The sequence below is a fragment of the Arthrobacter gandavensis genome (genome assembly GCF_039528575.1).
GTDB lineage: Bacteria > Actinomycetota > Actinomycetes > Actinomycetales > Micrococcaceae > Arthrobacter_B > Arthrobacter_B citreus_B.
The window spans coordinates 1-22369 of sequence record NZ_BAAALV010000002.1; the positions used below are offsets into that span (position 1 = coordinate 1).

Genomic DNA, 22369 nt, shown 5'->3' on the forward strand with positions numbered 1-22369 from the left:
TCCAACCAAACCGGCTATTCCAGCCCTTCCGGACCCAGCATCCAGTCCCAGGTTTCCCGCCGGCGCACAAGGCACACAGCAGATCAACCATCGAAAGAAAGTTGGGGTTTGGCCGCCATGCTTCAGGCGCTCCGTGAGCGTCCCGGCTGCGGCGACTCAGAAAACATTACAGGCCTGCGGACGGCTGCGCAAATCGGAATGACGTGTCCTGCGACACCCTGAGAATCATCACCAAACTGACAAAATTACGACTCTTGATTCAGGCCCTCCGCCCTGCCGTCCCGCGCAGTCAAGACGAGGCACTGGCTATTGTCAGGAGCCCTATACATAGGGGCACTTCTGCGGGCGGCCATCTATTGGTGCGGCAGAGCCGGCCAGCACCCGCAGGGCGCCTGGCGCAGACGGCGCCGTTCAGGCCCCGGCCGTCGGGTCCCTGCACAAGACGCAGCGCACCAGGCCCTGCCCGCCGGGGTGTGCAGGAGTACGGCGCAGGACCAGCAGTCCTGGATACGCAGGGGCGTCTGTATATAGGAGTCCTATATACAGACCTATATACAGACCTGCGGACGTGTCATCCCCACTGCCCTGTTCCTGGCCGGACAACCCACCCGGTGACGCCGCCTCCGCCGATGTCCTGCGCCCAGAATTCCGGGCAGTCCGCCAACGCAGGCCAAGGCCCACGGAGCCCGGAATAGGCACCCGAAAAATCGGGTAGACTTGTTCCCGGCCCCTCATGTGGTGTCATCCTGTGAACTCCCCCAGGACCGGAAGGTAGCAAGGGTAAGCGGGCTCTGGCAGGTGCATGGGGGGTCTTTAATTTATCCGGAAACAGCGGTGCTGCACCCCGCCCCGGGTCCGGATGCGAACCGTCAGTGCCAACCGATAAGGTTCTATCTGTGAGTACAGCCCTTTACCGCCGTTACCGTCCCGAGAGCTTCGCGGACGTGATCGGCCAGGAGCATGTCACCGAGCCGCTGATGGCGGCCCTCTCAAAGAACCGCGTCAACCACGCCTACCTCTTCTCAGGTCCGCGCGGATGCGGCAAGACCACCTCAGCCCGAATCCTGGCCAGGTGCCTAAACTGCGCGCAGGGTCCGACGCCGATCCCCTGCGGCACATGCGACAGCTGTGTTGAACTGGCCCGCAACGGCGCCGGCAGCCTTGATGTCATTGAAATCGACGCGGCCAGCCACGGCGGCGTGGACGACGCCCGCGACCTGCGCGAGCGGGCCACCTTTGCCCCCGTGCGGGACCGGTACAAGATCTTCATCATCGATGAAGCCCACATGGTCACCTCTGCCGGGTTCAATGCCCTGCTGAAGATCGTGGAAGAGCCGCCTGAACACATCAAGTTCATCTTTGCCACTACGGAACCGGACAAGGTCATTGGCACCATCCGTTCCCGGACGCACCACTACCCGTTCCGGCTGGTTCCGCCGGAGCCGCTGCTGGCTTACCTGGAGAAACTCTGCGTCCAGGAAGGCGTTCCGGTTGCCCCGGGCGTACTGTCCCTCGTGATCCGGGCCGGCGGCGGGTCCGTCCGCGACTCCCTCTCCGTCCTGGACCAGCTGATGGCCGGCGCCGGGGAATCCGGCCTGGACTATGAGCTCGCCGTCAACCTCCTTGGCTACACCCATGTGGCCCTGCTCGACGACGTCGTCGACGCCTTTGCTGCCGGCGACGCCGCCACGGTCTTCAGCGCTGTTGACCGCGTCATCCAGACCGGACAGGATCCCCGCCGCTTCGTGGAGGACCTCCTGGAACGCTTCCGGGACCTGATTGTGGTCAATGCGATGCCCGACGCCGCTGCCGCGGTACTGCGCGGCGTGCCGGAGGACCAGATCAACCGCATGCGCACACAGTCTGCACAGTTTGGCGGTGCAGAGCTTTCCCGAGCAGCGGACATCACCAATACCGCACTGACGGAAATGACCGGCGCCACCTCGCCCCGCCTGCATTTGGAACTGCTCTGCGCGCGGATCCTGCTTCCCGCAGCCGATCAGTCCGAACGCGGAACCGCGGCACGGGTGGACCGGATTGAGCGCCGGCTGACCTACGCGGGCGACGCCGCTCCCCCCGCCGCGGCCATTCCGCAGCAGCGTGCCGCGCAGGTACCAGAGCAGAGCACGGCACCGGCCGCTTCGCAGCAGGGTTCACGCCAGCCGGCCGCGCCGGCAACGAGTGCGCCGGCACCCAGCACTCCGGCGGCAGCTCCGGTTGCCGTCGACACTGCGTCCGACGCCGCAGCCTCCGCCAGCGGCGCAGCCGACTGGGGCGGCACTTGGGCCACCCCGGCAGCTCCGGCAACCCCCGCCGCGTCCAGCGCCCGCCCGGCTCCTGCCGGCGGTTCGATGCCCGATGCCGCGGCGCCCGGCCGCACCTGGGACGACGTCTCCCGTGAGGCCGCGTCGCAGCAGCCGCAGGGACCGGGCGAGCAGCACGCCACCCAGCCGCAGCAGTCCGCCCAGCGGCAGGGCCCTGATCCGGAAGCCGACACAGCGCAGCGCGGTCCAGCCGGCACAGCGCAGGGCGGTCCGGCCGACGCGGTCCACGGCCGTCCGGCCGACGCCGCGCAGGCTCGTGTTCCGTCGACCCCGGCGAACCCGCTGTCGAACACTCCATCAACAGCTCCGGCAGCCGCCGGGGTCCAGTCTGCGGCGCCCGTCCAGCAGGGTGCAGCCGGCAACACTCCGACTGCCCCCACAGGCGCGTCAGGACCCGGTCAGGTGGAAATGATCCGCCGTGCGTGGCCGGAGATCATGGACGCCCTAACCAGCATCCGCCGGGCAACCTGGCTCAATGTCAGCAAGAACGCTTCACCGCGTTCCTTCGACGGCCGGGTGCTGGAACTCGCCTTCTCCAACCCCGGCGCGGCCACGAACTTCAACCGTCCGGACCACCTGGAGAACCTGCGCAAGGCCATCCACCAGGTCCTGGGCGTTGACTGCCAGGTCAACGCCGTACACGACAGCACCGCGTCAGCGGGTGAACCCGGCCCAAAAGCTGGTAGCCGGCTGACGCCGCCGGCACAGACTCCGGCACCGGCTTCCACTTCCGCGCAGCCCCAAGGGAATTCTTCGGTTCCTGCGGCGGCAGGAGCACTCGCGCCCGCACGTGACGGAGCGCCCACCGGCGGACCGGCAGCCGGTGCACCCGTCTGGAACATCCCGCCCGCTGCCCCCGCACGCGCGAAACAGGCTCCCGCAGGATCCGCTCCGGCAGCCCGGCAGGCTCCCGCAAATCCGCAGGCACCCGCAACTCCGCAGGCACCCGCATCCGAACAGAGGGCGCAGGTCCCTCCGGCGGCAGATCCGGCGGCAGGTCAGGCCAAGGGCCAGGCAGCCCCAGCACAGAAACCCATGCAGCCGGCACCGCGAACGCAGCCGCCTGCATCCGGTTCAGGGCCGCGCGGCGGCGCACCTCTGCCCGAGGACTGGCCACAGGAACCCTCAGAGCCGGCTGACGCACCGGAAAGCAACGCCTGGGAAACGGCTGCCGTCCCCGAGGACATCCATGTCAGCAGCGCCGTCAGCGACGACGAATGGGCCAGCACCAATTGGGCGGGCACCACGGCGACGCGCCCGGGCACCGCTTCCAGCGCCGGTCCCGGCACGGGATCCAGCATGCCCGGCCCAGGCTCCACCGCTCCCGGCGGCACTGACACGGCAGGGTCGGGGCGTGGAACGGCTCCGCAGCCGTCAGCCCATGGCGCTTCGGCCCAGCAGTCCGCGGCCCATCCCGCAGCAGGCGCGAACACACCCGGCGCGACCTCCCCCAGCCCGAACAGCAACGGCGCCTCGCCCGCAGCTGCAGGCTCCGCGCCGTCGGGCGTCACAGCGTATGCGGGGGCACCTGGAAGCAGCGGCAGCGCCGCACCCGGCACCCCGCAGGGCGCCCCGGATCAAGCCGGCCAGGTGCAGCGCCAGCCGGCCCCCGGCCAGAAACTCAGCCGCTACCAGCAGCTGCTCAACGAGGCTGCCCAGCGGGGCGGCACTGCGCCGTCCGCAGCGGTCCGCGGCAACGTAGACTTGGCGTACGTCGAAGATGTCCCCAGCGCCGACGATGTAACGCTTGAAGATTCCGGGCTGGTTGGCCGCAAGGCAATCGAACGGATCCTGGGCGGCCGGCTCATTGAGGAACGAAGCCTCGACGGCCACGGCGCCCACCGGTAGCCGGCGGCAATCAGCCGGAACAACAACTATCTCCCTAAGAAGGCCACGTGTACGAAGGTGCGGTTCAGGAACTGATCGACGAGTTGGGCCGCCTTCCCGGCGTGGGCCCCAAGTCGGCCCAGCGGATCGCGTTTCACATCCTCGAGTCCAATGCCGAGGACATGTCCCGGCTGGCTGCGGCCATCGTGACGGTGAAGGAAAAAGTGAAGTTCTGCCAGGCGTGCGGCAACGTCACCGAGCAGGAAACCTGCAATATCTGCCGCGACCCGCGCCGGGACCCCACCATGATCTGCGTGGTGGAAGAGTCCAAGGACGTGATCGCCGTCGAGCGCACCCGCTCCTTCCGCGGCCGCTACCACGTCCTGGGCGGGGCGATTAACCCCATCGCCGGCATCGGCCCCGATCAGCTGCGCATCCGCGAACTGCTCAGCCGGCTCTCCGATGAGCAGATCAGCGAGATCATCATTGCCACCGACCCGAACCTGGAAGGCGAGGCCACGGCCACCTACCTGGTCCGCATGCTCAAGACCCTGGGCATCACCGTCACCCGGCTGGCCTCCGGCCTTCCCGTTGGCGGCGACCTTGAATACGCCGACGAGATCACGCTGGGCCGCGCCTTCGAAGGACGCCGCAGCCTCAGCTAGGCCCCGCCACCCCGGCCCCTACGCGATCCGGGTCCCGGCTGACAGCCTGCGGGCGGGCGTGCGCAGCCGGCGCCAGGCGAGCACCAGTGCCAGCGCCGCACCCGCAAACTGCACGGCCAGCCCCAGCGGCCAGATGGGGGAAGACGACGGCGGCGCCGTGGGGTTCCGTGCCTCGCCGTCCACGCACAGCGGGCCCGTGTATTCGGATCCTGCCTGCACGTACCGCACTGCTTGGCTAATGCCTTCCAGCGGACCTCCGCTGGTGCCTTCGGCCGCGTACGGCAGGGCATCGGCGAGGACTACGAAAGGATTCGCGGCCAGCATCCAGGCGACCCGGTCCGTGTGGATGACATCCACCTCCAAAAGCGGTCCAACGCAGGTAAACCCGGGGTCGCCGTCCACCGGCGGGTAATAGGTTTGTTGCCACTGCGGGCTGTTGGCTTCGGCAGTTCCCCTCACCAGCGGCGTGCTCAGGCCAAAGGCGATGACGGTGCCGATGGAAAGCAGTGCCACCAGCATGTAGGTGACCACGATCGAGAAGAGCGGCCGGTTGGCCAGGGTGGAAACTGCAACACCGAGTGCGCAGACCACTCCCAGTTCGACGCCGAGCAGCAGCAGGGATACCACGGCAATACCCGGGTTCACCCCGCCCAGCGCCAGCGCCCACAACAGGAACGGGACACTGGCTGCCAGGAAACCCAGCGAAGCTGCCCAGGACGCCAGCCACTTCCCGGCCAGGAGCTGCCCCGGACGCAGCAGGGTCACCTGCAGGACCGCCAAGGTTCCGGCCGCCCGGTCACCGTTCACGGCATTCGCGGACAGGGCAGGAGCCACGAGGAGCCCGAAGAACAGCACAAAGGCAACCATCAGCTCGAAGAGCACCTGGCCGGCTTCGGCCTGCTGGTCAGTCACCCAGGCCGTGAAGGCGGCCACAAGACCGATCACCACAAACCAGACTCCCAGCAGGATGTACCAGCCGCGGGAGCGCAGCCGCTGCTTCATCTCCAGCCCAAAGACTGTTCCCACGCCGGTGAAGTAACCGAGTCCCGCCTGCTGCGGGCTGAGTGCTGTGCTCATTCTTTCTCGGCCTCCAGGCTCATGTAGGTTTCCTCCAGTGCTCCGGTGGCGGGCGCGAAGGCGTAAACCTCGACGCCGGAGGCCACCAGGTGCCGCAGCACTTCCGCGGCCTGCTCCTCGCCGCCAAGCTGCACCCGCACGTGGCTGCGCCGGGTCCCTTCCCCCACGGCCGCGGCCAGGCCCCGGGATTCAAGGGCCCGCAGCAGCGCCCCGGTGTTGCGGGCGCTGACGGCGTACCAGCGAAGCTGCGTTCCGGCGTCGTCCAGGCTTTGTGTCTTGACCGTCTCACCGCCGGAGACGAACACGGCGCGGTCCGCCATCTCGTCCAGTTCGGAGAGCACATGGGAAGAGACCAGGATGGTCTTGCCGGCAGAAGCCAGGCGCCGCAGCAGCAGCCGAAGCTCCACCCGGGAGCCCGGGTCCAGGCCGGAGGCCGGTTCATCGAGCAGGAGCACTGCCGGATCGTGGATAAGCGCGCGGGCCAGGCTTAGCCGCTGCTGCTGCCCACGGGAAAAGACCCTGGCCGGTTTGTCCGCGAAGTCCAATAGGCGCACTTCGGCGAGGAGCTCCCCGGCCCGCTGTGCGGCGGCGGCAGGTGCCATCCCATACAGCTTGCCCATTGTGACCAGGATTTCGGCAGCGGTCAGGGAGTCCCAGACCCCAAGGGTGTCCGGCATCCAGCCCACGGAGCGGCGCACGGCCAGCGGATCCTGCACCGGATCGGCACCGGCAATCCGGATTGCCCCCGAATCCGGGGCCAGCAGGGACGCCAGCATCAGCAGCAGCGTCGTCTTGCCGGACCCGTTGGGGCCGATCAGTGCAGTGACGGCGCCCTGAGGTGCCTCAAACGTCATGCCCCGCACGGCCTGCACGGTTCCGAAGCTGCGCGTAACGCCCTGGGCGGAGATGCCGCCGTGTTCACTAGTCCCCATGCGCACACCCTATAGCCCCGGATTGCTTCCACGACCTGTCTGCGGGCACTCGCCGCAGCATGTCCCGGCGGGTAAAGCGCAACTTTCAGTGCGCTGGATTCGTTAAGGACAGGTTGAGCGGCATGTCGGCATCATTTCGGTGCCGCAGGACGGCCGCTATAGACTTTGGAGGTTGGCCGCCGTCGCGCGGCCCCACGGACATTCAGTGCCGCAGCGGCTTACACGCCGCCGGGCAACAAGTTGGAAGAGTTCCAGAGAGCGTGTACGCATGAGCCTGATAGTGCAGAAATTCGGCGGATCCTCCGTATCGGACGCCGAGGGCATCAAGCGCGTTGCCAAGCGCGTGGTGGACACACAGAACGCCGGGAACGACGTCATCGTGGTGGTTTCAGCGATGGGCGACAGCACCGACGAGCTGCTGGACCTGGCCGGACAGATCACTACCGGCGCCTACCCCCGTGAGATGGACATGCTGCTGAGCTCCGGGGAGCGCATCTCCATGGCCCTGCTGGCGATGGCCATCAACGAACTCGGCGCCTCAGCCCAGTCCTTCACCGGCAGCCAGGCCGGCATGATCACCGACGCGATCCACGGCAAGGCCCGGATCATCGACGTCTCCCCGCACCGGATCAAGACGGCCATCGAAAAGGGCGACGTTGCGATCGTCGCAGGGTTCCAGGGCATGAGCCGGGACAGCCACGACATCACCACCCTGGGCCGGGGCGGTTCGGACACCACCGCCGTCGCCCTTGCAGCAGCGCTCGACGCCGATGTCTGCGAGATCTACACGGACGTGGACGGCGTCTACACCGCCGACCCGCGCGTGGCCCCCACAGCCCAGAAGATCGAAAAGATCTCCAGCGAGGAAATGCTGGAGATGGCGGCGTCCGGTGCGAAGATCCTGCACCTGCGCTGTGTCGAGTACGCCCGCCGCTTCGGAGTGCCGCTGCACGTGCGGTCCTCCTTCAGCCAGCACGAGGGGACCTGGGTACTGCCCAGCCCGGATGACAAGATCAAGATTCAAGAGGGAGAACCCTTGGAACAGCCCATCATTTCCGGCGTCGCGCATGACCGCTCCGAAGCCAAGCTCACCGTCGTCGGTGTTCCGGATATCCCCGGCAAGGCCGCGGAGATCTTCGGCATCGTCGCCGGCGCCAACACGAACATCGACATGATCGTGCAGAACGTCTCCACCAAGGGCTCGGGCAAGACGGATATTTCCTTCACCCTGCCGATCGTCGACGGCCAGGCCGCGATGGCCGCACTGAACGCCGCCAAGGCCGAGGTCGGCTTCGACAGCATCGACTACGACGAGCAGATCGGCAAGCTCTCCCTGATCGGCGCCGGCATGCGCTCCAACCCGGGCGTCTCGCACAAGTTCTTCGAAGCGCTCCACCTGGCCGGCGTGAACATCGACATGATCTCGACATCGGAGATCCGCATCTCCGTGGTCACCAGCGCTTCCAAGCTCGACGACGCAGTCCGTGCGGTTCACGCCGCGTTCGGGCTCGACGGCGAAGCAGAAGCCACCGTATACGGCGGCACCGGCCGCTAGCCGCAGCTTGCAGCCAGGGGCGTCCGGGAGACCGGGCGCTCCTTTTGTCTGGGCCCAGCAGGCCTGTCAGTACAGGTGCTCGCGGAACAGCGGCGAGTGCATGTAGTCCTGGTACACCACCGGTTCGGCCGGTTCACGGTGCGGTTTGCCGTCCATGTACTCCCGGTCCACTCCGTAGTGGTGCCCTTCGCTGTCTATTTCAACGACGTAGTCGGGCAGTTCGGATTGCGGAAACTCATCTTCGGGCAGCCTCGGCTCTCCGCCGCTGCCCGGATCCGGCATGGTTGCCATGTGGATCCCCTCCTTCAAGGACCAACGCAGGTTCCTTCAGGATAGGGTTCCGGGGCGGAAAAGGACCCCGCCCGCGAAAAAGTCAGTCCTTCTTGCGGGGCAGGATGTAGCTGCTGCCGTCGGCCCTCTTCACGGTCTCCCACATGGCCTTCTCTTCGGCCTGCTGGGCTTCGAGGAGGCGCTTGTTCTCCTCCGTCATGTCATGGGTAAGGGAGGAACTTTGGGCGGGGCCAAAGATGAGCCGGGCCTTGCCGGTTGCACGCATAAATCTTGCCGTGAAGCTTTCCCGAGCTGCCATGAGATGTCCCTTCCGAGGTGTACCTGTGATCTATAGTACGCTAATTGTTAGTGCACTAAACATGAGGAGGCGGCCATGGATCCGGTCGACGATGATCTGCTGCTGGAACACCAGCTGTGCTTCGCCCTGTCCGTCGCATCCCGGTCAGTGGTCGGCGCCTACCGTCCGGTCCTGGAAGACCTGGGGGTTACCCATCCCCAGTACCTGGTGCTGCTGGCGCTCTGGGAACAGAGCCCCCGCACCGTGCGCAACCTGAGCGAAGCCCTCCTGATGGAACCTGCCACGCTCTCCCCCATGCTCAAGCGGATGGAATCCGCTGGCCTGGTATCACGCAACCGCGCACCGGACAATGACCGGTCCCTGGCCGTGGACCTGACCGAACACGGCCGCGCCTTGCGCCAAAAGGCCCTTGCTGTCCCCGGGGCCATGTTGGAGCGCCTGCAGCTCAGCCGGAAGGAAGTCCTGGAGCTCAACGCCTCCATGCGGCGCCTGATCGAGGCCACCCAGGACTCCGGTGCACTTAACGACGCCCATTAGACAAATTCGCACGTAAAGGGCAACAACAAGATAACAATTGAAGTGTGGTATATAAGTCACCTTATTGCCGCAATCAATAGGACATATAAGGCGTATTCTTCTTCGCGTCCCAAAACGCACCCCATGGGCGGCAGCGCGTCCGCCCCAAGGAGAAGAAACCTGTGGATACACCGCCCTCATCAAGGCAGACACCGCCCTCCGGGCCGTCCGAAGACGGCTCGCCCGGCAGCCCCGGCCGCCGCAAGGGAAGTGAACGGCCGGCCAAGGCCTCCCTGGGCCAGCGGGCCGCCCGCGTGCTCCGCAGGGAGAAGAAAGAGTACCCGCATAACACCCATCCCGGCCTGGTGCCCGGGATCGCCGTCGATGACCAGCGTGTCCGCTACGGGACGGATCCCCTGGTCTTTGGGGTCGCTGCCGTGCTGGTGCTTGGGTTCGTGGCCTGGGGAATCTTCTCCACCGAGACGCTGAAGTCGGTATCCGACCTCGCACTGGGCTGGGTTGTGAAGAATACCGGCTGGCTGTTCAGCTCTCTGCTGGTAGTGATCCTGGTGTTCATGCTGTTCATCGGGTTCAGCCGCTATGGGAAAATTCCGCTTGGCGTGGACGGGGAGAAACCCGAGTATTCAAAATTCTCCTGGGTGGCCATGATGTTCTCCGCCGGCGTCGGAATCGGCCTGTTCTTCTTCGGACCGTACGAGCCGCTGACCTACTTCATGACGCCGGCCCCCGGCGAGGCCGCGCCCGAATCAGCGGAAGCCCTGCACAAGGCCATGGCCCAGACCTACTTCCACTGGGGTTTCAACGCCTGGGCCATCTATGCCCTGGTGGGCGCGGCCGTGGCGTACGGTTCCTACCGCCGCGGCAGGGTTCCCCTGATGAGCGCTATCTTCACGCCGCTGCTCGGACGCAGGCAGGCAGACGGCCCCGCGGGACGGCTGATCGACATGTTCGCCATCGTCGCCACCCTCTTTGGCACCGCCGCTTCCCTGGGCATCGGCGCACTGCAGATCGGCCGCGGCGTGGAAATCGTCAGCGGTATCGGAGCGCTCCCCAATGCCGCGCTGATCGGCATCATCGCCGTCCTCACAGCGGCGTTCATTGCTTCCGCCGTTTCCGGAATAGGCCGCGGCATTCGAATGCTCTCCAACATCAACATGTCCCTGGCGATAGTGCTGGTGGTCTTCATCTTCCTGACCGGCCCCACACTGTTCCTTCTGAACCTGATTCCCGCTTCCATTACTGAATACCTCTCCGACCTTCTGCACCTGATGAGCAAGGGACCGTCCTGGGGTGCGGAGGCGGCGGATTTCTCCGCTAACTGGACTGTCTTCTACTGGGCCTGGTGGATTTCCTGGTCCCCGTTCGTTGGCATCTTCCTGGCCCGTATCTCACGTGGACGGACACTGCGTGAATACGTGCAGTACGTCCTGGTGGTGCCCACGCTGGTGTGCGTGATCGCGTTCGGCATTTTCGGCGGCACTGCGATCTGGATGCGGATGCAGGGGTCGGAGATCTCCGCGGACGGCGCTCCGGAAGCGCTGTTCTTCCAGATCCTGGACGGACTTCCCCTGGGCTCCATCACGCCGTTCCTCGCGATGTTCTGCATCGCAATTTTCTTCATCACCTCAGCCGACTCCGCCTCGCTGGTCATGGGAAGCCTGTCACAGCGCGGCAAACCGGCACCGGACCGCAAGGTCACCGTCTTCTGGGGCCTGGCCATGATGGGCATTGCCGTGGTCATGCTGCTGGTGGGAGGAAACGAGGCATTGTCCGGCCTGCAGAACCTGATTATCGTTTCTGCGCTGCCCTTCGCCGTTATCCTGGCGCTGATGATGGTCGCCTTCACCAGGGACCTCCAGACCGACCCGCTGATTATCCGCCGCGAGTACGCGACGGCCGCCCTGGAACAGGCCGTGCGGACCGGCATCGATGAACACGGAGACGACTTCGCCATTGCGGTCAAGAAGGCTCCGCAAGGGCAGGGCGCCGGAGCCGATTTCGACTCCCACGACAAGACCGTCACCGACTGGTACCAGCGCAGGGACGAGGACGGTAAGCCCGTGGACTACGACTACGACTCCGGAGAATACGCCGACGGCTGGACCCCGGAGGGCGTAGACGCGGAGGAGGGCGCCGGAACGGCTGGCGACCGGGACAGCGGCCTGTCCCCCGACTCGCAGCCTTCACCGGTCCGCTAGGAGGCCCGGCAGCATGGCGGGATAATGGGGGCCGTGAGCCATTCTTATTCCGCCGTGCTGCCTGAGCAGGCTTGGCTTCCCCGCCAGGCCGCCTACCAGGAGCGGGTCCGCCCGTTCACGGACGGTTTCCTGCGCCGCCGTTCTGCCGGGCAGAAGCACCCGGTGGAGGATTTCCTCTTCACCTACTACTCCCTGAAACCGGGCCAGCTGATGCGCTGGCACCCGGGCGCCGGCGTCGTACTGACCGGCGCCGCCGCGGCGGAGCGAACGGATTGGAAGTTCTACCGCGAGCTGACGCCGGAGGAGCTGGCTGCCTCCGGACTGGACCCGGAATCGCCGGCAGTCACGGTGGACCTGGCGGCATTCGCCGCAGCCCGGGGCACGGCCGCCGGATTCACCCGAATGCTGCTCTCCCGCACGGCCGCGAGGAAACCGTCACTGGGCTGCTTCGGCATGCACGAGTGGGCTATGGCCTACAAGTCCGAGGTGAACGGAATCCGGCATGAATACCTCGGGCTGCGGCTGGGCGCCCAGGGCACGAATAACCTGGTGGAGCAAAGCCGAATCCGCTGCACCCACTTCGACGCGTTCCGGTTCTACGCACCCGAGGCCATTGAACTCAATGAGCTGACGCCCACGCGGGAAAACCAGCGCGACCTGGAACAGCCCGGCTGCCTCCACGCGAACATGGACCTCTACAAGTGGGCCTACAAACTGACCCCGCTGCTGCCGGGGGACCTGGTGATGGACTGTTTCGAACTGGCCTGGCGGATCCGCGAGATGGACATGCGCGCTTCGCCGTACGATCTGCAGGACTGGGGATATGAACCTATCCAGGTAGAGACTCCGGCGGGGCGCGCGGCGTACGCTTCCTACCAACGCGGTTTCACCGAAGAATCGCAGCAGCTGCGGGCCCGGATTCTGGACCTGCTTGATCCGCTCCAGGAGCAGCTATGCAGCGCGAACCCACAGGCCGGGTCCACCGCACCGGAGAACACTCCTACAACCTGGTCCTAACCCGCCGGCTTGCCGGCACTCCGTCAGAAGTCTGGACCAGCTTTACGGATGCACGCCAGGCTGCCGCCTGGATCGGACGCTGGGACGGCGCCCCCGGGCCGGGAGCAGAGTTCGACTTCCAGCTGCTCTACGAAGAAGGGCAGCCAACCAGCCCGGCCCGGCTCTCCCAGTGCATTCCCCGGGAGCGCCTGCGCGTGCTCATGGAGGACGACGGCGGCAGCTGGGACGTGGAGGTGCGGCTCCGGGACGACGACGGCGGAACCCGGCTGGAGTTCATCCAGCACCTTGCCGTTCCGGCCCCGGCGGAAGACACCGGTCCGGGCTGGGAGTACTACCTTGACCGGCTTGAGGCCGCCCGCGCCGGCGCCGCCCCGCCGGAGTTCGACCAGCATTACCTTGACCAGGGCCCCTACTATGCCGCCCAGGCCCGGGACGCGGCCGCCGCACCACCCCCCGCCTGACCTTCCCCTCACCACACCCCGGGCCGCTAGGCTGTATGCCAATCGACTCCGGAAGGTCCTGCCACATGCCGAACCGCCTGCCCCGCACCGCCCTGGCCCTGACCGCTGCTGCCCTTCTGCTCGCCGGGTGCGCCGACTCGAATCCCGGCACCTCGCCGTCGTCGTCGGAGCCCGCGCCGCCGGCGTCCAGTTCCGCGGCGTCAACGCCTGCGTCACCTGCCGCGGCAACGTCGCTGAGCGTGGAGCTGATGGCCGACGGCGAGGCCGTTACGGACACATGGACCCTGGAGTGCGACGGCGCCAATCCGGTGGGGGAATCGGGTGCCCCTGATCCCGCAGCGGCGTGCGCTGCCCTCGCCGAGGGCGGAACCGGGCTGTTCGCGGAACCGGGCACCGACGTCGCCTGCACCATGCAGTACGGGGGACCGCAGCGGGCATCCGTAAGCGGCACCGTGGACGGTGAAGAGGTTGACGCGGAGTTCGCGGCGTCGGACGGCTGTCAGATCAGCCGCTGGGAAGCGCTTAGCGGACTGCTTGGTCCGGCAACGGCGGCAATGTAGCGCTGCCGGCGGGGCCTCCGGCGGCGGGCAGGTCCCGCTTGCGGCGCAGGTAGACCTGCTTGCGGACCCGTGCCACGACGTCACCGCTTGAATCACGGACTTCGACGGTGAACCACTCCAGCACTTTCGCGCCGCCGGCCGCCGCCTTCCGCAGCCGCTCAATGTCCGCCTCTGTGATGGCGAAGTGCGCCGCCACGTCTCCCTTGCCCGGCTTGATGAAGTCGATTTCGGCCGCGCGGTCCCAGATGACGTTCTCCTTGCCCAGGTGGCGCAGCAGCAGCATCATCCAGAACGGGTCCGTCATGGCGAAGAGGCTCCCGCCGAACAGCACCCCCGCAACGTTGCGGTTCCACCAGCGCAGACGCAGGCGGACCGTGGCGGACAGGAAGTCTTCCGGCAGGTCCGTGATCTTGATGCCTGAAAAGAGGAAAGGCGGCCAGAGGTTCATGGACATCCGGACAAGGCCCGGGCGCGCAGCAACGAGTTTCACCAGGCCACTCTATCGAGTGTGATCCAGGCCATTCCAACTTCCATAGTAAGTACCCTTAGGGCTATTATTGGATCAGCTTGCTTACTATCCACGTACGGACCGCGCCCCGACAGGCGCACCGGGCTTTACCGGAGGAACCAGATTGTCGATCGAAGCAACACCTGAAGACCCGCAGTGCCCAGCAGCACCGAACGCAGAGGCGCCCGCAGAGTACGTGCCGTGGTGCTCCTACTGCGGCACCGATGAGTACCTGATCATCGAATCCGTTGAACCGTCCAGGACCGCCGATGCGGCCGAGTTCCTGGAAATCAGCTACACCTGCGGCGAATGTGACCGTTTCTACGGGCACCCGGTACGCCATTCCCCGCTGTGGGCCCGCGTGGCCACGGCCGAACCGGCGGATACTGAGTACCTGCACTGCGGCGAGCCGATGAAGCCGAAGGACACCCGCACTGTTTCACTCTTCGAGCCGCTGAGCACCGACCCGGATGCGGATACCGGAGATGTGCGCCTGGAAATCAACATCCTGCGCTGCACGTGCGGATTCCAGATCGAACTTCCGGCCTAATTATCGGGCAACAGTGGAGCGCTTCCGGACTCTCCGGGGGCGCTCCTGCTGTTTCCGGCCACTGCGATTCCTGGAGGGACCCGATGCGAAAACTGAAGATCACCGCCGCTTTCGCAGCAGGTGCCGCATCGCTTTTCCTGACGGCATGCGCCGGCGGGTCACCGACCAGCCTTGACGCTATCCGGAACGAAGGGACGCTGGTTGTCGGCACGGAAGGTACATACCGGCCGTTCAGCTTCCATGCGGACGGCGTTGGAGACCTGACGGGATACGACGTCGAGATCACCGAAGCCGTCGCAGCGAAACTCGGTGTCGAAGCGCAGTTTGGGGAAGCGCCGTGGGATGCGCTTTTCGCCGGCCTGAACGCGGGACGCTTCGCCATGGTCGCCAACCAGGTCTCGATCACCCCGGAGCGCGTGGATTCCTATGAGTTCTCCGATCCCTACACGGTGAGTCCAGGGGTGATAGTGGTGCCGAAGGGAGACACAACCATTACCTCCTTTCCTGACCTGACGGGCAAGACAACGGCACAGTCCCTGTCCAGCAACTGGTACGAGCTGGCCCAGGAAAACGGTGCCAGTGTGGAAGCAGTCGAGGGCTGGGCCCAGTCCGTCTCCCTGCTGGAGCAGGGACGGGTGGACGCCACCATCAATGACCGCCTGACCTTCCTGGACTACATTCTGCAGACTCCGGACGCGCCGATTCAGGTCGCTGCCGAAACTGATGACCCGGCCCTCATGGCTTTTGCCTTCGCCAAGGGCAACACTGAACTGCGGAACGCCGTCAACGCAGCCTTGGAGGAACTGCGCGAGGACGGCACCCTGGCAGAGATCTCAATGAAGTACTTCGGCGAAGACGTTTCGCAGTAAGGGGCCGCCGTGGACCAGCCGACGTGGGACCTCATAGCCGCTTCCTTCCTGCCCCTGCTCCAGGGCGCCGTCACCGGCACCATTCCCCTGGCCCTCATCTCCTTCGCCGTCGGCCTGGTGCTGGCCCTCGGTGTTGCGCTGATGCGGCTGTCCAAAATCCGGCTGGTATCCGGAATCGCACGGGCGTACGTGTCCATCATCCGCGGCACGCCCCTGCTGGTTCAGCTGTTCGTCATCTTCTACGGCCTGCCCTCCATCGGAGTCCTGGTCGATCCATGGCCCAGCGCCATCATCGCGTTCTCCCTGAACGTGGGCGGGTACGCCGCGGAAGTGATCCGGGCAGCGATCCTCTCGGTGCCGCGCGGACAGTGGGAAGCGGCCTACACCATCCGGATGTCTCCGGCACAGACGCTTATGCGAGTGATCCTCCCCCAGGCCGCCCGGGTGTCGGTGCCGCCGCTGTCCAACACCTTCATCAGCCTGGTCAAGGACACCTCCCTGGCATCACTGATCCTGGTCACGGAGCTGTTCCGGCGGGCCCAGGAGATTGCGGCGTTCAGCCAGGAGTTCATGGTCATCTACATAGAGGCTGCCCTTATCTACTGGCTTATCTGCGTTGTGCTCTCAACCGGGCAGTCGGCGCTGGAGAGGAGGCTCGACCGCCATGTCGCAAACTGAAGACGGCAGCGCTCCGGTCCTGAGTGCCCGGGACCTGCACAAGCGGTTCGGGAGCGTTGAGGTGCTTAAGGGCATCGACCTGGAAATCCCCGGCGGCCAGGTTGTGGCTCTGATAGGTCCCAGCGGATCAGGGAAGACCACCGTGCTCCGCTGCCTCAACGGGCTGGAGGTTCCGGACTCCGGAACCGTCCGGTTCGACGGCGGTGAGACCGTGGATTTCGGCGCCAAGCCTCCCCGCTCAGCAGTCTCCGGACTGCGCGAGTACAGCGCCATGGTGTTCCAGCACTACAACCTGTTTCCGCACCGCACGGTCCTGGAGAACATCATCGAAGGACCGGTCCGGGTGCAGCGCCGCCCCAAAGCGGAGGCTACGGCGGATGCGATGGCCCTGCTTTCCCGGGTGGGACTCGAAGACAAGGCCGGAGCCTACCCCAACGAGCTCTCCGGCGGACAGCAGCAGCGGGTGGGCATTGTCCGCGCGCTGGCGCTGAAACCCCGCCTGCTGCTTTTCGACGAGCCGACCTCCGCGCTTGACCCGGAACTGGTGGGCGACGTCCTGGAAGCTATCCGCGAACTCGCTTCCGAGGGCTGGACCATGCTCCTTGTCACCCACGAACTGCGCTTCGCCCGGGACGTCGCGGACCAGGTGGTCTTTATGGACGGCGGGGTGGTGGTTGAGTCCGGTCCGCCGTCCGAGGTGCTTGGCGCCCCGCGCCAGGAGCGCACCCTGCAGTTCGTCCAGCGGCTGCTCAACCATTAGCCCCTCCCCTGCCCCCGCTCCAAATCGAGATAGCAGAAAGTGCTCCTTTGAGCCCTGTAACGGGCACTTTCTGCTATCTCGCGGTGCGGCCGTAGAATGAAGGAGCAAGCTCGCGGAGCGCTGAATCAGCGTGAGACGGCACGGTCCGCGGCCACCCTTTTCACTCACAGGAGTTACCCCGATGCCCCGGATCGTTGTTGACGTCATGCCCAAGCCCGAGATCCTCGATCCGCAGGGCAAGGCCATTGCCGGCGCCCTTCCCCGACTGGGCCTGAACGGCTTCACCGGGGTCCGCCAGGGCAAGCGCTTCGAACTCACCGTTGACGGCGACGTCACCCCTGAAATCCTGGAGCAGGCCCGCACCGCAGCCGCCACCCTGCTCTCCAACCCCGTGATCGAAGACGTCACCCGCGTCGAAGTTATTTCGGAGGCTTAGTCTTGAGTACCCCGCTGATCGGCGACTACTCCGCCGCTCCCGAGGACGCTGCCCTGCGCGCCGTCCGCGTTGGCGTCATCACCTTCCCCGGCACGCTTGACGACCGCGACGCCGCCCGCGCCGTGCGCCTGGCCGGCGGCACCGCCGTCGAACTCTGGCACGGAGACGCGAACCTGCGCGACGTCGACGCCGTCATCATCCCCGGCGGCTTCTCCTACGGCGACTACCTGCGCGCCGGAGCGATTTCCCGGTTTGCCCCGCTGATGGAAAAGGTCGTGGACGCCTCCAAGGGCGGCATGCCCGTGCTGGGCATCTGCAACGGCTTCCAGATCCTCACCGAAGCGCACCTGCTGCCCGGTTCGATGATCAAGAACGACCACCTGAAGTTCATGTGCCGGGACCAGCTGCTCCGCGTGGAGAACAACGCCACCGCCTGGACGTCCGGCTACACGCAGGGCGAAGGCATGGTCATTCCGCTGAAGAACCAGGACGGCCAGTACGTCGCCGACGAAAAGACCCTGGATGAGCTGGAAGGCGAAGGCCGTGTGGTCTTCCGCTACGACGGCTTCAACCCCAACGGTTCTCGCCGCGACATCGCCGGCATCACCAACGCCGCCGGCAACGTCGTCGGCCTGATGCCGCACCCCGAACACGCTGTGGAAGCCGGCTTCGGCCCGGATTCCTCCGCCCGAGGCAACGTCGCACTGCGCGGCGGCACCGACGGAATCGGCGTCTTCACCTCTGTACTCACCTCGCTCGTTGCCGGAGGCAAATAATGACTGTGTCCGCGAACTCCACCGCCGAGCAGAAGAAGTTCAACATCGATACCGTTGAGCACGCGGCGTCCACCCCGGACACCCCGCTGCCGTGGGCCGAACTGGGCCTGAAGGAAGACGAATACAACCGCGTCGTCGAGATCCTGGGCCGCCGCCCCACTGCCGCCGAATTGGCAATGTACTCGGTCATGTGGTCCGAGCACTGCTCCTACAAGTCTTCCAAGGTGCACCTAAAGCAGTTCGGTGACAAGGTCACCGAGAAGATGAAGGAACACCTGCTGGTCGGCATCGGCGAGAACGCCGGCGTCGTGGACATCGGCGAGGGCTGGGCGGTGACCTTCAAGGTCGAGTCCCACAACCACCCGTCCTTCGTGGAGCCGTACCAGGGTGCCGCGACCGGCGTCGGCGGCATTGTCCGCGACATCATCTCCATGGGTGCCCGCCCGGTTGCCGTGATGGATCCGCTGCGCTTCGGCGCGATCGACCACCCGGACACCGCACGCCTGGTGCACGGCATCGTCTCCGGCATCGGCGGCTACGGCAACTCCCTGGGCCTGCCGAACATCGGCGGCGAAGTCGTCTTCGACTCCGTCTACCAGGGCAACCCGCTGGTCAACGCACTGGCAGTCGGCGTCATGCGCCACGAGGACATCCGCCTGGCCAACGCTTCCGGCGCCGGCAACAAGGTGGTCCTCTTCGGTGCCCGCACCGGCGGCGACGGGATCGGCGGCGCTTCGGTGCTGGCTTCAGAATCCTTCGACGACGCCAAGCCTTCCAAGCGGCCCGCCGTACAGGTTGGCGACCCGTTCGCTGAAAAGGTGCTCATCGAGTGCTGCCTGGAACTGTTCAAGGCCTCCGTGGTCGAAGGCATCCAGGACCTCGGCGCGGCCGGCATCTCCTGCGCGACGTCGGAACTCGCTTCCAACGGCGACGGCGGCATGCACGTTGAGCTGACCAAGGTCCTGCTCCGCGACCCGTCCCTGACCCCGGGTGAAATCCTGATGTCCGAGTCGCAGGAACGCATGATGGCCGTAGTGACGCCGGAGAACGTGGAAGCGTTCGAGGCGATCATGGACAAGTGGAACGTCGAATACTCCTGGCTGGGCGAAGTCACCGGCACCGGCCGGCTGATCATCGACTGGGACGGCGAGACGATTGTCGACGTCGATCCCCGCACCGTGGCGCACGAAGGCCCGGTCTACAACCGTCCGTTCCACCGCCCCGAGTGGCTCGACGGCGTGCAGGCCGACTCCTTCGCCGCGGAGCGCCCCTTCGGCGGCGATGCCGTGAAGCAGGCCGTGCTGGAGCTGATGGCGTCCCCGAACATGTGCGACAAGTCCTGGGTCACCAACCAGTACGACCGCTACGTGCAGGGCAACACGGCCCTGGCCATGCCCGACGACGCCGGCGTGATCCGCGTTGACGAGGAAACCGGCCTGGGCGTGGCAATCTCCACCGACGCCAACGGCCGCTACACCTACCTGAACCCGTACGAGGGCGCCAAGCTGGCCCTCGCCGAGTCCTACCGCAACGTCGCCACCTCCGGCGCTCGCCCGATGGCCGTCACCGACTGCCTGAACTTCGGCTCCCCCGAGGATCCCGAGGTCATGTGGCAGTTCGCCGAAGCCGTCCGCGGCCTGGCCGACGGCTGCCAGGAACTCGGCGTGCCCGTCACCGGCGGCAACGTTTCGCTCTACAACCAGACCGGCGGCGTCGCCATCCACCCCACCCCCGTGGTGGGCGTGCTGGGCGTGTTCGACGACGTCTCCCGCCGCACGCCGTCGGGCTGGCGCGAAGACGGGCAGGCCATCTACCTGATGGGCGTCACCCGGGACGAGCTGGACGGTTCCGAGTTCGCCAACCTGCGCGGACACCTGGGCGGCCAGCCGCCGAAGGTGGACCTGCAGGCCGAGAAGCTGCTGGGCGACCTGCTGATCAACGCTTCACGCGACGGCATGATCGACGCTGCGCACGACCTCTCCGAGGGCGGCCTCGCGGCTGCGCTGTCCGAGATGGCGCTGCGCTTCGGCGTCGGTGCCCGGATTGGCTTGGACGAAGTTGCCGAGCGCGACGGCGTGGACCTGTTCACGCTGCTGTTCTCCGAGTCCCAGGCACGCGCCGTCGTCTCCGTGGCCCGCAGCGAAGAGGTCCGGTTCAAGGACATGTGCTCCGCCCGCGGCTTTGCGCACTCCCGCATCGGCGTCGTGGACACCGAGATTGGCGCACTGGATTTCCAGGGCCACTTTGTCCTGCCGCTCGCTGAGCTGAAGGAAGCCCACGAGGGGACCCTGCCGAAGCACTTCGGCTAACCCCTCCCTCTCCGGGATCCCATCGAGATTACAGAAACTGCCCGTTTGGAGCCTCAAACGGGCAGTTTCTGTAATCTCGTTCAAGGGATCAGGCCGCCGGACGGTCAGCGCGCCAGCCCGCCGCCCACAGCGCAGCCCGGACCTTCTCCACAGCGGGCCGGGCGCCGTCGACCATGTGCCGCCGCGATAAGCGCACCTCGGTCCAGCCCAGCGCGCGGGTACGCTCTTCACGGCTGATGTCCCGTGCCACCTGTTCCGGGTCCGAATGCCCGGCGCCTTCATACTGGACTGCCACCCGGTACTTTCGGTATCCCAGGTCCGGCTCATGGTGCAGGACGCCGTCGTCATCCACTATGGGGGCATTTACCTCCGGTTCGGGCAGCCCCGCCGCGCCAAGCGCAAGCCGCAGCTGGGTTTCCGGCGGGGAATCCGCACCCACCCGGCTCAGCTGCAAGGCCTCACGTGCCGTCCGGATGCCCCGCTGGCCCGGATGACGTCCGATGATCTCAGCCAGTTCTTCCTGTGTCGCATACGGATCCGACCGCCCTTCGAACAGCGGCCGGGGAAACCGGATCAGGTAATCCGCGATCACCGTGAGTTCCTCCACAGTGAGGTCTTTCGACAGGTCGAGCCACGTTTTTACCCGTGAGGTAAGGACCAAACCTTCCAGCGTGGTCACTTCGCCGGGCAGTATCCGGCCGGTGTGGCCAACCACACCGAACCGTCTCGGCGGCGCCAGCCCTTCCGGACGGGTGATGTGCAGTTCGGGTGCCCGCCCAGGCACAACCGGAAGTGGAAAACCCCAAGCCTCTGCCGCCGTCCGGTGCGAAGCCACGGAAAATGAGGTGACCCTTGTGAACGGGGCAATCCTCTCCGGCGGCACAGATGAGCTGCGGTCACTCAAATCCAGGTTGTCCGCGGCCCGGATAGCCCTGCTGATACGGCGGATGCGAACGTTGCGAAGAGTCCCTCTGCTTACTCCAAGGGCATCCGAGTCATAGACGGTATACGTCGACTGGCTGAGCTCTTGGGGCAGTTCACGAGGAGTGCGCATGGCCAGCATTATGGTTGTTGAAATGAGGCGGCGTTTCGTTATCCACAGCTCCGCTCATCGAGATTGCAGAAAGTGCACGTTACGGGCCTCAAACGGGCAGTTTCTGTCATCTCGATGGTGGAGAATATTGCCGTGACCATCCTTTCGAATGAGCCGGTACCCGCCAGCAGCCTGCTGACTGAGCGGTTGGAACTGGCGGAAATGTCGGCCGCGGACGTCGACGCACTAATAGTCGGCGCCCGCTGCGAGCTGTGGGCCGACGACTTTCCCCAGGGCGTCGACGAAGACGCCGCCCTGCAGTACTTCCAGGCAGGTTTGCTGGGGCCGCGCGCCGGAACCTTTGGGGCACGGCTGATCCGCGAGCGCGGCGGCCTGGTGATCGGCACCATTGGCTTCCTGGGCCCGCCCGTCGACGGCGCCGTGGAAGTCACCTACAACATCGTTCCCTCGCGGCAGAACCTCGGGTTCGCCACCGAAGCGCTCATCGCCTTGAGCAGGTTCGCGCTGAACCAGCCCGACGTCGACTGCGTCACCGCCTACACCGACGAAGCCAACGAGGCCTCCATCTCGCTGCTGCTGACGGCCGGGTTCATGCCGGTTGAACTCTCCGGACCCGCGCTGGCATTCGTGCTGCACAGCAAGGAACAGCTGCCCGACGCCGCGGACTGAGCTGGTAGGGTCGGCTCA

22 protein-coding genes and 1 other RNA gene are annotated in these 22369 nt (G+C 66.0%); 17 read left to right on the forward strand and 6 right to left on the reverse strand.

The features are described 5' to 3' along the window. Positions 1-722: 722 nt before the first annotated feature. The 3 genes from ffs (at position 723) to recR (ending at position 4816) form a co-directional block, all read left to right on the forward strand. Positions 723-818: signal recognition particle sRNA small type (gene ffs / locus ABFX29_RS03110), an RNA gene on the forward strand. 78 nt (positions 819-896) lie between these two features. Beyond that, positions 897-4172 carry a DNA polymerase III subunit gamma and tau gene (locus ABFX29_RS03115; RefSeq protein ID WP_152224753.1) on the forward strand — a complete coding sequence of 1092 codons (3276 nt, stop codon included), beginning with the start codon at positions 897-899 and terminating at the stop codon, positions 4170-4172. A 47-nt stretch (positions 4173-4219) separates the two neighbouring features. After that, positions 4220-4816 (forward strand): recombination mediator RecR, encoded by a 597-nt coding sequence (recR, locus tag ABFX29_RS03120; RefSeq protein ID WP_152224755.1) that lies wholly within the window; start codon positions 4220-4222, stop codon positions 4814-4816. A gap of 18 nt (positions 4817-4834) precedes the next feature. Here recR and ABFX29_RS03125 read toward each other — a convergent pair whose 3' ends face one another. Then, positions 4835-5893 (reverse strand): ABC transporter permease, encoded by a 1059-nt coding sequence (locus ABFX29_RS03125; RefSeq protein WP_152224757.1) that lies wholly within the window; start codon positions 5891-5893, stop codon positions 4835-4837. Next, complete coding sequence (locus tag ABFX29_RS03130; protein WP_152224759.1) at positions 5890-6825, reverse strand: ABC transporter ATP-binding protein; 936 nt, start codon at positions 6823-6825, stop codon at positions 5890-5892. Before ABFX29_RS03130 ends, ABFX29_RS03125 begins: the two co-directional genes overlap by 4 nt. Positions 6826-7093: 268 nt before the next feature. On the opposite strand from ABFX29_RS03130, the gene ABFX29_RS03135 reads away from it, so the two are divergent. After that, complete coding sequence (locus ABFX29_RS03135; RefSeq protein WP_152224761.1) at positions 7094-8380, forward strand: aspartate kinase; 1287 nt, start codon at positions 7094-7096, stop codon at positions 8378-8380. 66 nt (positions 8381-8446) lie between these two features. Here the strand turns inward: ABFX29_RS03135 and ABFX29_RS03140 are convergent, their stop codons facing one another. Together ABFX29_RS03140 and ABFX29_RS03145 are read right to left on the reverse strand one after the other, a co-directional pair. After that, entirely contained in the window at positions 8447-8671 is a 225-nt protein-coding gene (locus tag ABFX29_RS03140) for a hypothetical protein (protein ID WP_152224763.1), read from the reverse strand. An 82-nt stretch (positions 8672-8753) separates the two neighbouring features. Next, complete coding sequence (locus tag ABFX29_RS03145) at positions 8754-8969, reverse strand: hypothetical protein (RefSeq protein ID WP_152224765.1); 216 nt, start codon at positions 8967-8969, stop codon at positions 8754-8756. Between the two features lie 75 nt (positions 8970-9044). On the opposite strand from ABFX29_RS03145, the gene ABFX29_RS03150 reads away from it, so the two are divergent. The 5 genes from ABFX29_RS03150 (at position 9045) to ABFX29_RS03170 (ending at position 13742) form a co-directional block, all read left to right on the forward strand. Next, entirely contained in the window at positions 9045-9506 is a 462-nt protein-coding gene (locus ABFX29_RS03150) for a MarR family winged helix-turn-helix transcriptional regulator (RefSeq protein WP_152224767.1), read from the forward strand. A 161-nt stretch (positions 9507-9667) separates the two neighbouring features. Next, complete coding sequence (locus tag ABFX29_RS03155; protein WP_246167159.1) at positions 9668-11704, forward strand: BCCT family transporter; 2037 nt, start codon at positions 9668-9670, stop codon at positions 11702-11704. 24 nt (positions 11705-11728) lie between these two features. Beyond that, the gene (locus tag ABFX29_RS03160; protein ID WP_152224769.1) at positions 11729-12721 is read left to right on the forward strand and encodes a 3-methyladenine DNA glycosylase; all 993 of its coding nucleotides are present in this window, start codon (positions 11729-11731) and stop codon (positions 12719-12721) included. Then, the gene (locus ABFX29_RS03165) at positions 12658-13182 is read left to right on the forward strand and encodes an SRPBCC domain-containing protein (RefSeq protein ID WP_152224771.1); all 525 of its coding nucleotides are present in this window, start codon (positions 12658-12660) and stop codon (positions 13180-13182) included. Before ABFX29_RS03160 ends, ABFX29_RS03165 begins: the two co-directional genes overlap by 64 nt. A gap of 65 nt (positions 13183-13247) precedes the next feature. Beyond that, positions 13248-13742 carry a serine protease inhibitor gene (locus ABFX29_RS03170; protein WP_152224773.1) on the forward strand — a complete coding sequence of 165 codons (495 nt, stop codon included), beginning with the start codon at positions 13248-13250 and terminating at the stop codon, positions 13740-13742. Here ABFX29_RS03170 and ABFX29_RS03175 read toward each other — a convergent pair. Further along, positions 13705-14232, reverse strand: coding sequence for a DUF4442 domain-containing protein (locus ABFX29_RS03175; RefSeq protein ID WP_246167162.1), 528 nt, complete (start codon positions 14230-14232; stop codon positions 13705-13707). The genes ABFX29_RS03170 and ABFX29_RS03175 overlap by 38 nt on opposite strands. Before the next feature lie 142 nt (positions 14233-14374). On the opposite strand from ABFX29_RS03175, the gene ABFX29_RS03180 reads away from it, so the two are divergent. From ABFX29_RS03180 to purL, 7 genes are all read left to right on the forward strand, one after another. Further along, the gene (locus ABFX29_RS03180; protein ID WP_152224775.1) at positions 14375-14800 is read left to right on the forward strand and encodes a hypothetical protein; all 426 of its coding nucleotides are present in this window, start codon (positions 14375-14377) and stop codon (positions 14798-14800) included. An 83-nt stretch (positions 14801-14883) separates the two neighbouring features. Further along, positions 14884-15669: an amino acid ABC transporter substrate-binding protein gene (locus tag ABFX29_RS03185; RefSeq protein WP_152224777.1), complete on the forward strand. Its 786-nt coding sequence runs from the start codon at positions 14884-14886 to the stop codon at positions 15667-15669. A 9-nt stretch (positions 15670-15678) separates the two neighbouring features. Then, entirely contained in the window at positions 15679-16347 is a 669-nt protein-coding gene (locus ABFX29_RS03190; protein ID WP_055240626.1) for an amino acid ABC transporter permease, read from the forward strand. Beyond that, complete coding sequence (locus ABFX29_RS03195; RefSeq protein ID WP_152224778.1) at positions 16334-17107, forward strand: amino acid ABC transporter ATP-binding protein; 774 nt, start codon at positions 16334-16336, stop codon at positions 17105-17107. Before ABFX29_RS03190 ends, ABFX29_RS03195 begins: the two co-directional genes overlap by 14 nt. Before the next feature lie 181 nt (positions 17108-17288). Next, positions 17289-17543, forward strand: coding sequence for a phosphoribosylformylglycinamidine synthase subunit PurS (gene purS / locus ABFX29_RS03200; RefSeq protein WP_091600688.1), 255 nt, complete (start codon positions 17289-17291; stop codon positions 17541-17543). Between the two features lie 2 nt (positions 17544-17545). Beyond that, complete coding sequence (purQ, locus tag ABFX29_RS03205) at positions 17546-18319, forward strand: phosphoribosylformylglycinamidine synthase subunit PurQ (protein WP_152224780.1); 774 nt, start codon at positions 17546-17548, stop codon at positions 18317-18319. Next, a complete protein-coding gene (gene purL / locus ABFX29_RS03210) occupies positions 18319-20628 on the forward strand; it encodes a phosphoribosylformylglycinamidine synthase subunit PurL (RefSeq protein ID WP_152224782.1) in 2310 nt (769 codons plus the stop codon). Before purQ ends, purL begins: the two co-directional genes overlap by 1 nt. Before the next feature lie 88 nt (positions 20629-20716). On the opposite strand, the gene ABFX29_RS03215 is transcribed toward purL, so the two are convergent. Then, positions 20717-21412 carry a hypothetical protein gene (locus ABFX29_RS03215; RefSeq protein WP_246167164.1) on the reverse strand — a complete coding sequence of 232 codons (696 nt, stop codon included), beginning with the start codon at positions 21410-21412 and terminating at the stop codon, positions 20717-20719. Between the two features lie 402 nt (positions 21413-21814). Here ABFX29_RS03215 and ABFX29_RS03220 point away from each other — a divergent pair, with 402 nt between their 5' ends. After that, positions 21815-22351 (forward strand): GNAT family N-acetyltransferase, encoded by a 537-nt coding sequence (locus ABFX29_RS03220; protein ID WP_170287686.1) that lies wholly within the window; start codon positions 21815-21817, stop codon positions 22349-22351. Positions 22352-22369 lie beyond the last annotated feature (18 nt).

Coding starts and splice junctions, on each gene's coding strand:
- ABFX29_RS03135 (WP_152224761.1), top strand. CDS start 7,094: ATGAGCCTGATAGTGCAGAAATTCGGCGGATCCTCCGTATCGGACGCC.
- ABFX29_RS03145 (WP_152224765.1), bottom strand. CDS start 8,969: ATGGCAGCTCGGGAAAGCTTCACGGCAAGATTTATGCGTGCAACCGGC.
- ABFX29_RS03195 (WP_152224778.1), top strand. CDS start 16,334: ATGTCGCAAACTGAAGACGGCAGCGCTCCGGTCCTGAGTGCCCGGGAC.
- ABFX29_RS03185 (WP_152224777.1), top strand. CDS start 14,884: ATGCGAAAACTGAAGATCACCGCCGCTTTCGCAGCAGGTGCCGCATCG.
- purL (WP_152224782.1), top strand. CDS start 18,319: ATGACTGTGTCCGCGAACTCCACCGCCGAGCAGAAGAAGTTCAACATC.
- ABFX29_RS03160 (WP_152224769.1), top strand. CDS start 11,729: ATGGGGGCCGTGAGCCATTCTTATTCCGCCGTGCTGCCTGAGCAGGCT.
- ABFX29_RS03170 (WP_152224773.1), top strand. CDS start 13,248: ATGCCGAACCGCCTGCCCCGCACCGCCCTGGCCCTGACCGCTGCTGCC.
- ABFX29_RS03140 (WP_152224763.1), bottom strand. CDS start 8,671: ATGGCAACCATGCCGGATCCGGGCAGCGGCGGAGAGCCGAGGCTGCCC.
- ABFX29_RS03150 (WP_152224767.1), top strand. CDS start 9,045: ATGGATCCGGTCGACGATGATCTGCTGCTGGAACACCAGCTGTGCTTC.
- ABFX29_RS03130 (WP_152224759.1), bottom strand. CDS start 6,825: ATGGGGACTAGTGAACACGGCGGCATCTCCGCCCAGGGCGTTACGCGC.
- ABFX29_RS03165 (WP_152224771.1), top strand. CDS start 12,658: ATGCAGCGCGAACCCACAGGCCGGGTCCACCGCACCGGAGAACACTCC.
- ABFX29_RS03125 (WP_152224757.1), bottom strand. CDS start 5,893: ATGAGCACAGCACTCAGCCCGCAGCAGGCGGGACTCGGTTACTTCACC.
- purS (WP_091600688.1), top strand. CDS start 17,289: ATGCCCCGGATCGTTGTTGACGTCATGCCCAAGCCCGAGATCCTCGAT.